The sequence below is a fragment of the Actinomadura sp. NEAU-AAG7 genome, assembly GCF_018603865.1.
Taxonomy (GTDB): Bacteria; Actinomycetota; Actinomycetes; order Streptosporangiales; family Streptosporangiaceae; genus Spirillospora; species Spirillospora litoris.
In genome coordinates this window covers 439,441-452,359 of sequence record NZ_JAHFZY010000001.1, presented here as the reverse complement: position 1 = coordinate 452,359, position 12,919 = coordinate 439,441, and the positions used below count along the sequence as shown (strand labels likewise).

Here is a 12,919-nt window from a genome sequence, read left to right as displayed (position 1 = left end):
TCCTAGGAGACCGCCGAGGACGGGGCGGGACGGGACAGCCGGCTCAGCAGCCGCTGCCCCTGCCGCGGGCTGAGGTTCAGCCGCCGTCCCAACTCGGCGCCGGTGATGTTCGGATCGGCCGCCAGGATGATCTGCGCACGCGCCTCGGTCCCGGCGGTCGCCGACGTGAGGCCACGCCGCGGCGCACCCGAACCGCGCGCCTGCGCGGCCGCGGCCGGGCCGCGTTGCCGCACGGGCGCGGCCGGCTCGCGCGGTTGCGCCGAAGCCGCCGGAAGATGAGGCTGGACGGCCGGGCTGCCCGGCTGCGCTGCCGCGGCCGGTGGACGTTGCCGCGCTGGTACAACGGGGTCGCGCAGTTCCGGAGCCGCGACCCGATCGCCTTCTGGTGCAGACACCGCAGTGCTGCGAGGCTCCGCGGGCGCACCCGGATCGTGCGGTTGTCCATGCGCGGACTGATTCCGTGGCCGCTCGGCGGCGGGACGCGCCGGCGCCGGACGCGGCGCGCGTCCCCCGGCAGCCCGTCCCGGCGCAATCGAGGTCTCCTCGCCCGGAGTGTCGGACGCCTGTGCTTTGGTGAGCGTGGACGGTTCCTCGGCGGACGCAGCGCCCGTGACCTCGGGCAGAGCCCCGCCCAGCGCGGTCCCGACCGGCGGCGCCTCCTCCAGCGCGGTTCCAGCCGGTGGGCCGGGAGTGGGGGTGGTCAGTTCGGTGACGCGGGCCAGGGCCTGGTCGAGCATGACGCCGTCCGACAGCATCCAGACGACGTCCGCCGGGGCCTTGTTCTTCCACGCGCGGCCGTAGTGGTCGCGTAGCAGGGCCAGCGCGCGCCGGCGGCGCTGCTCGGCGGTGAGCGCCCGGGGGTAGGAGGTGATCTGCCACAGCACCATCCGCCGCCACATGCGGAAGGTCGAGATCGGCGCCAGCAGCCAGCGGGCCAGCGGGACGCCCTCGCGGACCGTTCCGGCCGCGATCCCCGCGCGCCGCCGGATCGCGTGGCGGACGGCCTCCACGAACGTCACGAACAGCACGGGCATGGCCGCGTGCATCACGACACCGGCCGGATCCCCATGCGCGGCGGACACGTTCAGCCAGACCGTCGCGCCGGTGAAGGCCATCGCCATCCAGCGCAGCGCGGGCATCGGCATGGCCAGCCATTCCAGGAGCAGGGCCACGGACACGAGCGCCAGGATGCCGAGGTCGACCCCGGCGGGCACGATCCACGCGTGCCCGCCGAACCAGGGCTCGGCGACATCCCGGACGGAGGCGTACGAACCGTAACCACCGAGGCCCGCGAGCCCGGCGAAGAACACGCCGCCGATCACCGCCAGGATCCGCTGAGCCCACGTCAAGGGCGGTACGGGCGGGCCGTGGCCCGCCGTCGTGTCCTCGTCCATGGCGGTCATGTCGATGTCCCTTTCCGCGCGCCCGGGCCTGGGCGCCTGGTCGACGATCTCCCAGGGACCGTAGCGTGATGGCGTCCTTGATAAGGGGCAAAGCCGACGAATGGTGTAAAAGCCCCGGTCAGCGGCATGCGGTCCGGGCTGCGTCGCGTGACGCGGCCCGTCGGTGTCACCGTGATCGTGGGAACCGGCCGGAGCCGGTGAGAGTTCAGTTGTGTGGACCTGCGTACGCGACTCGATGACGAGAGGGCGGGTGCGACCATGGCTTCGACGGCCGGGCCGAACAGCACGGACGGACGAGAGGGCAGACCCACCCTCACCGTCGTCGGCGCGACCGGCGCGGTCGGCGCGGTGCTGCGCGACCTGCTGTCCACCCGCCTGGACGTCTACGGGGAGATCCGCCTGGTGGCCTCGCCGCGGTCGGCGGGCCGGACGCTGACGGTGCGCGGCGAGCCGTCCGAGGTCGTGCCGCTCGGGCCCGAGGTGTTCGACGGAGCCGACATCGCGATCTTCGCGGTGCCCCCGCCGGTCGCGGCGGAGTGGGCACCGGTCGCGGCGGCCCGCGGCACCGTGGTGGTGGACGCCTCGCCCGTGTTCCGGACGAGCCCGGGTGTGCCGCTGGTCGTCCCCGAGGTGAACCCGGAACGCGTCCGCGACCGTCCGCGCGGCATCATCGCGAGCCCCGGCTGCCCGACGCTGTCGATGATCGTGGCGATCGGCGCGCTGCACCACCGCTACGGGCTGCGCGAGCTGGTCGTCTCGTCCTACCAGGCGGCGTCCGGGGCGGGCCGGAGCGGCATCGAGACCCTGTACGCGCAGATGGAGAAGGTCGGCGGCGACCGCGCGCTCGGCAACCGCGCGGGCGACGTGCGCGGCGCCGTCGGTGAGTTCGGACCGTTCCCGGCCCCGCTCGCGATGAACGTCGTCCCCTGGACGGGCTCGCTGGGCGCCGACGGCTGGACCTCCGACGAACTCGGCATCCGGGACGAGACACGCAAGGTCCTGCGCCTGCCGGACCTGAAGGTCGCGGCGACCTGCGTCCGCGTCCCGGTGACGAAGGCGCACTCGCTGTCGGTGCACGCGGTGTTCGGCGACCGGGTCGACCAGCGCGAGGCCCAGGCGATCCTCGCCGGATCGCCCGGCGTCGTCCTCTGCGACAACCCCGAGTCGCACGAGTTCCCCACCCCGGCGGACGTCGTCGGCACCGACCCGACCTGGGCCGGACGCGTCCGGTGCTCGCTCGACGACCCGAAGGCGCTCGAACTGTTCCTGTGCGGCGACAGCCTCCGCAAGGGCGCCGCCCTCAACGCCGCCCAGATAGCCGAACTGATCGCCACCGAGCTCTGACGTCCCCCAGGACGGACATCCGCGCCGCCGCCCGTCCCGAGCGCAGGCTTAAACACCCACCACATCACCTGGTGCCGCGCCCACGAACCACTTCCCCATGACCGGTCGGCGTTGCCCCAGCCACCTCCGCGTGGTCACGCTCGGCCGGGCCCGCTTGGCGCAGGTATCGACCTGGGGCGCGTGCCTGTAGGTGCAGATCACATCCGCGTGCACCGGACGACGTCCACGCGATCAACGTCGGTTCTGGACGGGGTTCTGGTGAGGTTGGACGGTGTCCAGGCGGGTTTGGACGGCGGGAGCGAGACCGCGCGACTGGCCTTTAGGGTGGCAAGGGTGACCGAGACGAAGGCCGTGAAGTCCGAGCAGACGCGCGCCCTGATCGTCGTGACCGCGTTGAGGCTGTTCCGCGAGCGCGGGTACGAGGCGACGACGATGCGGGCCATCGCCAAGGAAGCGGGCGTCTCGGTCGGCAACGCCTACTACTACTTCGGCTCCAAGGAAGCGCTGATCCAGGCGTACTACGACGAGCTCCAGGAGGCGCACGCCGCCGCCTGCCGGGCCGTGCTCGCCGCCGAGAAGGACTTCGCGCCCCGGCTGCTGGGCGTCCTGAAAGCCCGGGTGGACACGATGGTCCCCTACCACGAGTTCGCCGGGAAGTTCTTCAAGTTCGCCGCCGAGCCGACCAGCCCGCTCAACCCGTTCAGCGCCGAGTCCGGGCCGTCCCGCAACTCCGCCGTCGAGATCTACCGCGAGGTCGTGGACGGCTCCAGCCTCAAGGTCGACAAGGAGTTCCGCAAGGAGCTGCCCGAGCTGCTGTGGCTGTACTCGATGGGCATCGTCCTGTACTGGGTGCACGACAACTCGCCCGGCTGCCGCAAGACCTACCTCCTCGTCGAGCGGACGGTCCCGCTGGTCAACCGCATGGTGTCGATGTCGCGGATCCCCGGCTTCAAGTCGGTGACCAGGGAGCTGGTCGACATCATTCGCGACGTCCGGGCCTGACGCCCGGGATCAGCGGAACAGGATGTCCCAGTGGTCGCTCTCGCGGGCGAACAGGGCGCCCGCCGGTGAGCGGTAGAGCTTGGCGCCGTCCCTCCGCACTCCCACGAACGGATAGCGCGTGACGGCACCGTCGACGCAGGGGCCCGTCGCGATGTCGAGTTTGTAGCCGTTCTCGTGGCTGTACTGCCCGCCCGCGTGCCCGCGCTCCGTCCCGCCGGTGACGGTGATCTCACAGCCGCTCCCCCTGGCGAAGACGAGCAGCCCCTTGAGCGAGCCCCAGCGCAGCCCCTCGAAGGACGTGCAGGTCGGGATCGCCGCGTCGGAACAATTGCCGGTCGAACGCCAATCGATCCCCTTGGCCCGTAGGACGTACTCGGCGAACTGCTGCTCCACCCGGATCGAAGCGGGCAGATCCTCGATCTCAGAACGCGGCGGGACGGTCCGATACGGCGTGCCCGACACATTCCGACGGGACATGGGCTGAGGCTCCGCCGACGCGGAGGCCGACGGAGACCCGAGAAAGAACACCGCAGCGGCCACGGCGAAAACCGTCACGCCAACCGCCGACCGGCCCCCAAGCCCCGCACCACTTCGTCGCCGACCAACCTCCAGCCCATCACCCACCCGAACATCGACCACTGGAGCATCTGCGACCCCGGCCTCGACCGCCCCGATGTCACCCCCTCGCCCACTCCCCGACCGCCCACCGGCGCCGGCTGCTCGACCGCCCAAGCCTCGGACCTCAGACGCGCCGTCGGGTCTCGCCGCATCGGACGCCGCGTTGCGTTCGGGGGAAGGGGCGTTGTCGAGCCGTGCCATGCATCCCCCCCGCTTCGGCTCTCCGGCGCGGAGAGCGACGGTTCGAGCGCTGCGCCGCCGCGTCGGACGACGGCGCCGGGGGGTGCCGATCACGTGGACCGGCTCCTGCTCACTGGCGACCGTTCGAAGGGATGCCCCCCACTTCGATCTTGTAAACCCACAGCCCAGACCCCACCCGCAGCCCAAACTCCACCCGCAGCCCAGACCCCACCCGCAGCCCAAACTCCACCCGCAGCCCAGACCCCACCCGCAGCCCAAACCCCACCCGCAGCCCAGACCCCACCCGCAGCCCAAACTCCACCCGCAGCCCAGACCCCACCCGCAGCCGGAGCGGCGCCTCGCAGGAAAGCGTGTGCCGGACGTTCCATTGGTCGACCGCACGAGAGCCGCCCTGTGGACTCGCGGGTGGCTGCCCACGCATTTACGCGCAGTACAAACGAGACCCCGCCTCCCCGCCTCTCCGCCTGCGGGCACGAACCACGACTTACGCACCCGGCACGGCGACCCCGCGCAGACGCATGCGGCCGGAACCCCGACCCCCAATGCGCAACAACGGACCGCCTATGCGCATGCGAGGCGCCAGCTCCCAGCTGCGGACTGCTTCTCGCGTACCGCCACACACGACCGTCCGCCCACGACCGTCCGCCCACGACCGTCCGCCCACGACCGTCCGCCCACGACCGTCCGCACACGATCGGTGCCGTCGCGCACGCCGGGCGATCATCGCCGGGGGCGGGCGGCGGGTCAGGGCCCGGGGCCCGCCCGCCGCCGGAGGGTGGGTCAGGGCATGTTGAGGTGTTTGCGGGCGAAGGCGATTTCGGTGGCCATCTGTTTGATCCGTTCCTCGACGACGAGGGAGCCGTGGCCGGCGTCGTAGCGGTACACCTCGTGGGGGAGGCCCAGGTCGGTGAGCCGTCCGAGGTAGTTGTCGATCTGCCGGATCGGGCAGCGCGGGTCGTTCTCCCCGGCCAGGACCAGGACCGGGGCCTTGACCTGGGAGACGTAGGTGATCGGGGACGACTCGCGGTAGCGGTCGGGTACCTCGTCGGGGGAGCCGCCGAACAGGGAGCGGTCGAAGGCCTGGAGGCCCTCCATCTCGTCCTCGTAGGCGGCGACGTAGTCGGCGACGGGGACCCCCGCGACCGCGACGCTCCAGTCGTCGGGCTGGGTGCCGATGCCGAGCAGCGTCAGGTAGCCGCCCCATGACCCGCCGGTCAGGACGAGGCGTTCCGGGTCGGCGAGGCCCGAGGAGACCGCCCAGTCGCGGACGGCCTTCACGTCTTCCAGTTCGGTGAGCCCGACCCGCCCTTCGATCGCGTCGCGCCAGGTCGAGCCGTATCCCGTCGAGCCCCGGTAGTTGACGCGCACCACCGCGAAGCCGTGGTCGACCCACGCGGCGACGGCCGCGACGAACGAGTCCTCGTCCTGCGCGGTCGGCCCGCCGTGGATGTCGAACACCGCCGGGAACGGACGATCGCCCTCCGGCTTGCTGATCAGGGCGTGGATGCGGCCTCCCGGGCCGTCCACCCACACGTCCTCGACCGGCACGGACGGCGGCGCCGTGGGACCAGGCGGGGTCAGCACGACCGCGCCCGACGTCGAGCGGATCACCGGTGGCTCGGCGGCGGACGACCAGGAGAACTCGACCGTCCCGTCCGGCCGGACGGCGGCCCCGCCGATCACCCCGCGCGGCGTCTCGATCCGCTCCAGCGCGCCGGTGCCGAGGTCGTAGCGGTACAGCTCGTCCCGCGCCTCGTGCGAGTGGGAGATCAGCAGCGCGGACCCGTCCGGGTACCAGCTCGCGCCGATCTCGCCGGGCAGGTCGAGGACGATCTCCTGCTCGACTCCCGCGACCGCGTCCCAGATGAGCAGTTCGTCCCGGCCGCGCCGCTCGTGGCCGACCAGCAGGCGCGCGTCGCCCTCCACGGGCGCGAACCCCGAGCCGTAGACGCCCTTGCCCGGCCCGTCCCACAGGTCGCCGACCGCGGACCCGTCGGCGCGGACGACCCGCAGCGCCATGTGGCGGCTGTCGCCGTGCTCGCTGTGCCCGATCGCGACCAGCGCCTCGTCCCGCGAGAGGCCCGCGACGTGCGCGTCCTCGGCGTGGTGGTAGAGCACCTCGGGCTCGGCGCCGGGGCGGCACAGGTGGACGGAGTTGCCGGATTCGTTCGTCCGCCCGACGACGGCGAGCCCGCTCGCGCCCAGCGCCAGCCCCGACGGGTACGACGGCTCCAGCCCCGGAACGGCCGGGACGCTCTCCGCCCCCTCCGGCGCGTCGAACGCGACGCGCTTCCACACGCCGAACTCGTCGCCGTCGGTGTCGGCGAACCACCACACCCACGCGCCGGACGGATCGACGGCGCCCGTCCACGTCCCGTTGGGACGCTCGGTGACCTGCCGCCGCTCACCGGACTCGCGATCCCAGGTGTAGATCTCCCAGGTCCCCGTGACATTGGACTGGTAGATGCTGCGACTCGGGGCGTCGCGCGCCCACCGGGGGAGGCTCATCCGCGCGGCCCGGAACCGCGCCCGCCAGCGCTCTTCGTCGACCATGCACCCCAGTATCGCCGCTCACGGCCGCCTCGGACGAAACCCGGTGCACCTGTGGACAACCCTCAGCGATCAAGGGGGACGGAACCGTCCGATTCCTCCCAAACGCCATCCGGGACGTTCCTGACCTCCGCCGACCGCGAACCCGGGTTGAGCGTCCGGTGGACGGCCCGCGCCACGCGCTCGATCGTGGTCACCCCGTACGCCATCGAGGGCGTGTCCTGCGTCAGCACCACGATCATGTAGTCCTCGCCGTGCCCGTCGAACGCGCCGATGCTGTGGACGCGCCAGTAGCGGCCCTTCCTGGGAAGCCAGCCGTTCTTCACGTGCCACGTCACCTTCGCCGGGGTCCCCGCCGGAGCACCCCACCGCTGGGATGCGATGACGTCGTTCATGAGCCCCAACGCATACGCGCGCGCCTTGTCCGGCAGCAGTTCGTTGTGCTGGGTATAGCGGCTGAGCAGCGTGATCTCGTCCTCTGCCGTTATCTGGGTGAGCCCCCAGTAGCCGGACGGGCCGAGCGTCGTGTGCGACATCCCGGCCAGTTTCAGGAACCGGGCCATCCGGGCCCGTCCCACCGAGCGCCACAGCCGGGACGCGGCGTCGTTGTCCGAACGCGTGACCATCTTCTGGGCCAGGGACTTCTCCGTGGCCGTCAACGACCGGTCCTCGTCCGCGGCCTGGCGGAGCAGCCCGCCCAGGATCGTGGCCTTGACGACGCTCGCCGAGTCGTAGTGGCGGCCGGCGGCGACCGCGCAACGGATGCCGCGCTTCCGGTCGAGAACCGCTACCGATTCCGTCCCGGCGCGGTCGGCCAGCGCGATCCGGATGCGCGAGCCCAGCGTTTTCGCCATCGTCGGATGCGCGGACGACGCGCACACGCTGGCCGGGGCGGCCGAGGCGTCAGGCACCGGTAGCAGAGCGCCGGTCGCGAGCACGGCGACCGGTAGCAGCGTCGAGGAGCGGAGTCCTGGCACGCCGTCACGGTAACGACCCCTGGACGGGAAGTCGCGGACATGACCGGCAACGGACCCCTACGGAACCGTCAGGATGTGGCCAGGCGTCCGACGAACTGGTCGATCGCCACGCGGACCTGCCGGTCCATGGCCCGCGCGAAGCCCGCCTCGACGGTGATCTCGGCGCCGGGACGCAGCCGCGTGAGGGTGTCGGTGAGGTCGCCCAGGCTGGTGTCGCCGACGCGTCCGACGACGTGCTTGGCGATCAGCCGGACGAACAGCGCGGCGAGATCGTCCATCGTGCGCTGGATCTCGCGTCCGGCCGTGAGCACCTCCTCCAGCGGGACCCCCGCGCCGACCAGCGTGACGGCCGCGTCGAGCTGGCGGCGGCTCCAGAGGGTGACGCGGTCGCCGTCCATCTCGACGAAGCCGAGGGAGGCGGCGCGGTGGATGACGCTGGGCGGATCGTCCTCGTCCGGGAAGAGCGCGGCCAGCTCGTCCAGCGTCATCGTCACCGGGACCTCGTGCGACCACGGTGTCGTCGCCGCCTTCTCGACGCCGAGCACGACGCCGATGTCGCGGCCGAGCTCCCAGGCGGACAGCAGCTCGCGGATGCCCTCCAGCGTGTGCCCGCGCTCCAGCAGGCCGCCTATCATGCGCAGCCGCGCCAGGTGTGTCGCCGAGTACAGGCCGACACGGCCCGAGCGTCGCGGCGGCGGAATCAGCTTGCGTTCCTGGTAGTAGCGCAGTGTCCGTACTGGAACCCCGGCGGCCTCCGCGAGCTCGCCGATACGGTACTCGCGCCTGTCACCGGTCGCGTCGGGCCAGCGGCCCTGCACGCCGTCCCGGCCTCGCGCCGGTTCTTCAGTCACGGCCGCCAGCATAGTTCGTGACGAACGGCAACCCTCCGTGCCCGGGACGCCCTAGGGACGGGCGAGGGTCGGACAGGGGAGACGCCCAGACCTGCGCGGGGACGACCAGGGCCGCGCCGGGGGAGCGGGCGGGCAAGAGCGTGGCCGGAGTCGGGCAGCGGCCAAACGCGGTCGGGCGGCGGCGATGCCGTGGACGCGGAACGCCTCCATGATCGCGCACGTCAGACCTGCGTTACCCTCGGCCGGGCTCCGGCATCCGCGAAGAAAGAGGCATTTGATGCGGAAGTTCCCCTCCGTCGTGCTCGCGACGTCCGTTCTGGTCGCAGGGCTGGGCCTCGCCGGATGCTCCGAGAAACGCTGGTGCGAGCACGACGCGACCGACACCAAGGTGAGCGACCGTTACTGCAAGAACGGCACGCCCGGATACGAGTGGGAGTCCGGTAGCAGTCACAAGAAGTCCAAGAAGTCCAAGAAGAAGAACTGACGCATGCGGGCGCCCTCCACATGACCCACGGCGCGGGCCTACGTGCCGTACCCCCGCGTCGGCCTAGGTGACGCGCCTCGTGCTTATGACCTTGCGTGGTCGGCGCCGCCGCTTCTCGTCGTTCTCCTGTGCCGCCTCGGCGGCGATCAGCTCGCGGAGCGAGCGGGGAAGGATGTCCTCGCGGCGGTCGGTGAACGGTGAACGCATCGGATCTCTCCCTCGGCAGAAGTCCTGGGTGCGATTCCTCTTGCGGGCCGTGCTCGGATGTGGCGGGTGCCAGGCTCGTTGGGACGGGCGGTCTCAGGCCGCGGCGGCGTATGCGGCGGACACCGTGGTGAGCGCCCAGCGCATGCGGGTGGTGTAGGTCTCCGGGTGGTCGCCCGCCTCCTGTGCGACGACGGCGGTGCATATCGAACGGTCCCCGCCGCAGGCGCAGAGCCGCGCGTCGATGGCGGTGCGGACCTGCTCGGCGGACGGGTCGTCGGACGCCTGGAGCACGGAGCTGAACAGGATCTGGGCCAGGTCGGAGGTGCTCAACGGGGTGAGGCTCAGCGTGTTGTGTGACATCGTGCGCCTTCTTCCTGCGGAGGGGCTCCTCATTCCCCTGCTTGCTACTTACGACTCTGACGGTTGGCGCGAGTCATCGCTATCGGGGAAAACCCCTATCCAAGGTGGAGTCTTCCCCGCGACGATCCGTAGGGTTGGCCCTACTATCAGAACGGAAGGATCTATTCCGCAAGATGTTCCATGAGGCGGGACAGCAGGGCGCGGCTCGCGTCCGGGGAGAGCGCCTCACGTTCCAGCCTGTTCCAGACCCGCTCGAACGCGTGTGTATCGGCTGGTTTGTCGAGGTAGAGCGCCGTCGTGAGCAGCTCCACGTAGACGACGTCCGGAATGGCCTGCTCGTCGAAGCGCAGCACGGTGAACGCGCGGCCGGTCGGCGCGAGGGACGCCCGGTCCGCCGGGATGATCCGCAGGTCCACGGTGGCGGCCTCGCTCACCCTCGACAGGTGCCGCAACTGCCCGCGGATCAGTTCCGGACCGCCCACGAAACGTCTTAACGCCGCCTCCTCGACGATCGCCGCCAGCGTCCTGCGCCGGGATCGCGCGAACATCCGCTGGCGCATGAGCCGGACGCTGATCCGGCCCTCGATCTCGATCGGCGGCATGCCCTCGCGGATCCCGTCCCTGATGGCGAGGCTGGCGCGCGCGTACTCCTCGGTCTGGAGCAGCTCGGGGATCTGGCACGGATCGTAGGTCCGGACGGACCCGGCGGCCTCCTCCAGGTCCAGGTAGGGGTGCGTCCAGGACGGGATCATGTCGCTGTAGCGGTGCCACCAGCCGCGGGCGTTCGCCTCGCGCGCGAGGCGGAGCAGGTTGCGGCGCTCGGCGTCGTCGGTCACGCCGTACAGGACGAGCAGGTCCGCGATGTCGCGCTCCTTGACCGCCGTGCGGCCGAGCTCCATCCGGCTGATCTTGGAGTGGCTGCCCCGGATCGCGTACCCGGCCTCCTCGCGGGACAGGCCCTTCAGCTCGCGGAGCCTGCGCAGCCGGGCGCCCAGCAGCATGCGCCTGACCGTCGGCCCCCGGGCGTGGGCGGCCGGCCCCGCAGCCATCAACGGCGCTCCTCAAGATCGTCACAGCACGTGCATATGCACGTGCATTGGAACAATCTTCCCACGGCTCACGGACGCTCGACGGACTATTTCGGGGATGGCCAGAATAAGGATATATGTCAGAATTTGGCCATGCATCGTGTCGTCGTGCTGGCCCTGGAGGGCGTGTACCCGTTCGAGTTGAGCATCCCGACGCGGATCTTCGCGTCCGCGCGGTCGGCGGCCGGCGAGCCGCTCTACGAGGTCCTCACCTGCAGTATCGACGGCGGTCCCGTCCGGACGTCGGCCGACTTCTCCATCACCGTGGACCACGGGGCCGAGCTGGTCGGCACGGCCGACACGCTGATCATCCCGCCGTTCGGCCGCAGCGGCCCCGCGGACGAGACGGACTGGTATCCGCCGCCGCTCGCCGTGGTCTTCTCCCGGCTGCGTCCGGAAACCCGGATCGTCTCCATCTGCACCGCGTCCTACGCCCTTGCCGCCGCCGGCCTGCTGGACGGCCGCCCCGCGACCACCCACTGGCAGGAGGCCGACCACCTCCAGCGGCTGCACCCGGAGATCAAGGTGGATCCGGACGTCCTTTTCGTGGACGACGGCGATGTCCTCACCTCCGCCGGGGTCGCCGCCGGAATCGACCTGTGCATGCACATCATCCGCCGCGACCACGGCAGCGAGGTCGCCAACGGCGTCGCGCGGCGCTGCGTCATCCCGCCGTGGCGCGAGGGCGGGCAGGCCCAGTTCATCGAGCGGCCCATTCCCGGGCCGTCCGCCGCCACCACGTCCGCGACGCGCGACTGGGCGCTCCGGCACCTGCACCGCCCTATTCCGCTGACCGAACTCGCGGCCCACGCGCGCATGAGCGTCCGGACGTTCTCCCGCCGTTTCCGGGACGAGGTCGGCATGCCCCCGGGCCAATGGCTGACCCAGCAGCGCGTCGAACTCGCCCGCCGCCTGCTGGAGACCACCGACCTGCCCGTGGACCGCATCGCCGCCGAATCCGGATTCGGCACCGCCGCCTCTCTCCGCCAGCACCTGGTCGCCACGATCGGCGTTCCGCCGTCCGCCTACCGCCACACTTTCCGCACGGCCGAGCCCCGCAGAACCGGGGCCGGGCCCCGCGCGTTCGGGACCCGTCCGGCGGAGGCTCGCGAAACGGTCTGACCGTGGACGCCGTCAACGCAGGAACTGCTCGAACCCCCTGGCCAGCGCCACGGCCATACGCTGCCGGGACGTGGCGTCCGACATCGTCGACGCGTCCCCCGGATTGCCCATGTTGCCGCATTCGATGAACACGACCGGAACCGTGGACATGTTGAGGCCGCCGAGGTCATCCCGCTGGTCCAGGCCGTTCCGCCCCACATAGGTGGAATAGGGGATGCCCGTTCCCGTCCGGTAGGCATCGCGCACCACCGTGCCGAGCCGCCCCGACTCGGAAACGATGGAGGCGTTCTTCCCCACCGGAAGGGGCCGGATCACATGAAACCCATGCCCGTTGGGCGGAGCCCCGTCGGCGTGGATGGACAGCACGGCGTCGGCGTGGAGCCGATTGCCGATCGCCGCCCGCTCGGTGACACAGGGGCCGACGCCCTTGTCGTTCTTCCGCGTCAGCACGACCCGGGCACCCGCCTCTCGCAGGACGTTCGCCAGCCGGTTGGCCAGATCCCAGGTGAACGCATGCTCGGTGTAGCCGTCGGCCGTTTCGGTCCCGGTCGTGTTGCAGGGCTTGTAGCCGTTCCCGATGAAGACCTTCTTGTTGATCTCCTTCAAATGCCGGGCATTTCCGCCATTGTGCCCTGGGTCGAGCACAATGACCTTCCCTTTCATCCCGGCACGCGAAGGGGAAGGCGAAGCCGGGCTCGCCCTATCCGAACCC

At 71.2% G+C, this 12,919-nt stretch carries 13 protein-coding genes; 4 read left to right on the top strand and 9 right to left on the bottom strand.

Annotated elements, in window-relative coordinates; genetic code table 11:
* Positions 1-2: 2 nt before the first annotated feature.
* Entirely contained in the window at positions 3-1,403 is a 1,401-nt protein-coding gene (locus KLI87_RS02060; RefSeq protein ID WP_214615615.1) for a DUF2637 domain-containing protein, read from the bottom strand.
* A 258-nt stretch (positions 1,404-1,661) separates the two neighbouring features.
* Here KLI87_RS02060 and KLI87_RS02055 point away from each other — a divergent pair, with 258 nt between their 5' ends.
* A complete protein-coding gene (locus KLI87_RS02055) occupies positions 1,662-2,747 on the top strand; it encodes an aspartate-semialdehyde dehydrogenase (protein ID WP_214615614.1) in 1,086 nt (361 codons plus the stop codon).
* Between the two features lie 333 nt (positions 2,748-3,080).
* Positions 3,081-3,749 (top strand): TetR/AcrR family transcriptional regulator, encoded by a 669-nt coding sequence (locus KLI87_RS02050; protein ID WP_214615613.1) that lies wholly within the window; start codon positions 3,081-3,083, stop codon positions 3,747-3,749.
* 9 nt (positions 3,750-3,758) lie between these two features.
* Here the strand turns inward: KLI87_RS02050 and KLI87_RS02045 are convergent, their stop codons facing one another.
* The 4 genes from KLI87_RS02045 to KLI87_RS02030 form a co-directional block, all read right to left on the bottom strand.
* Positions 3,759-4,226 (bottom strand): hypothetical protein, encoded by a 468-nt coding sequence (locus tag KLI87_RS02045; RefSeq protein WP_214615612.1) that lies wholly within the window; start codon positions 4,224-4,226, stop codon positions 3,759-3,761.
* A 1,122-nt stretch (positions 4,227-5,348) separates the two neighbouring features.
* Positions 5,349-7,121: a prolyl oligopeptidase family serine peptidase gene (locus KLI87_RS02040; RefSeq protein ID WP_214615611.1), complete on the bottom strand. Its 1,773-nt coding sequence runs from the start codon at positions 7,119-7,121 to the stop codon at positions 5,349-5,351.
* Between the two features lie 62 nt (positions 7,122-7,183).
* A complete protein-coding gene (locus tag KLI87_RS02035; RefSeq protein WP_308165815.1) occupies positions 7,184-8,095 on the bottom strand; it encodes a serine hydrolase in 912 nt (303 codons plus the stop codon).
* Positions 8,096-8,163: 68 nt separating this feature from the next.
* Positions 8,164-8,946 carry a MerR family transcriptional regulator gene (locus KLI87_RS02030; protein WP_308165814.1) on the bottom strand — a complete coding sequence of 261 codons (783 nt, stop codon included), beginning with the start codon at positions 8,944-8,946 and terminating at the stop codon, positions 8,164-8,166.
* A gap of 277 nt (positions 8,947-9,223) precedes the next feature.
* Between KLI87_RS02030 and KLI87_RS02025 the strand changes: the two genes are divergently transcribed.
* Positions 9,224-9,430, top strand: coding sequence for a hypothetical protein (locus KLI87_RS02025; protein WP_214615609.1), 207 nt, complete (start codon positions 9,224-9,226; stop codon positions 9,428-9,430).
* Positions 9,431-9,493: 63 nt separating this feature from the next.
* Here KLI87_RS02025 and KLI87_RS02020 read toward each other — a convergent pair whose 3' ends face one another.
* The 3 genes from KLI87_RS02020 to KLI87_RS02010 form a co-directional block, all read right to left on the bottom strand.
* Complete coding sequence (locus KLI87_RS02020) at positions 9,494-9,637, bottom strand: hypothetical protein (RefSeq protein WP_156217207.1); 144 nt, start codon at positions 9,635-9,637, stop codon at positions 9,494-9,496.
* A 93-nt stretch (positions 9,638-9,730) separates the two neighbouring features.
* The gene (locus tag KLI87_RS02015; RefSeq protein ID WP_214615608.1) at positions 9,731-9,997 is read right to left on the bottom strand and encodes a hypothetical protein; all 267 of its coding nucleotides are present in this window, start codon (positions 9,995-9,997) and stop codon (positions 9,731-9,733) included.
* A 161-nt stretch (positions 9,998-10,158) separates the two neighbouring features.
* Entirely contained in the window at positions 10,159-11,046 is an 888-nt protein-coding gene (locus KLI87_RS02010; protein WP_214615607.1) for a DUF5753 domain-containing protein, read from the bottom strand.
* A gap of 132 nt (positions 11,047-11,178) precedes the next feature.
* Between KLI87_RS02010 and KLI87_RS02005 the strand changes: the two genes are divergently transcribed.
* Positions 11,179-12,207: a GlxA family transcriptional regulator gene (locus tag KLI87_RS02005; RefSeq protein WP_156217210.1), complete on the top strand. Its 1,029-nt coding sequence runs from the start codon at positions 11,179-11,181 to the stop codon at positions 12,205-12,207.
* Positions 12,208-12,219: 12 nt separating this feature from the next.
* Here KLI87_RS02005 and KLI87_RS02000 read toward each other — a convergent pair whose 3' ends face one another.
* Complete coding sequence (locus KLI87_RS02000) at positions 12,220-12,870, bottom strand: N-acetylmuramoyl-L-alanine amidase (RefSeq protein ID WP_250903453.1); 651 nt, start codon at positions 12,868-12,870, stop codon at positions 12,220-12,222.
* Between the last annotated feature and the right edge of the window lie 49 nt (positions 12,871-12,919).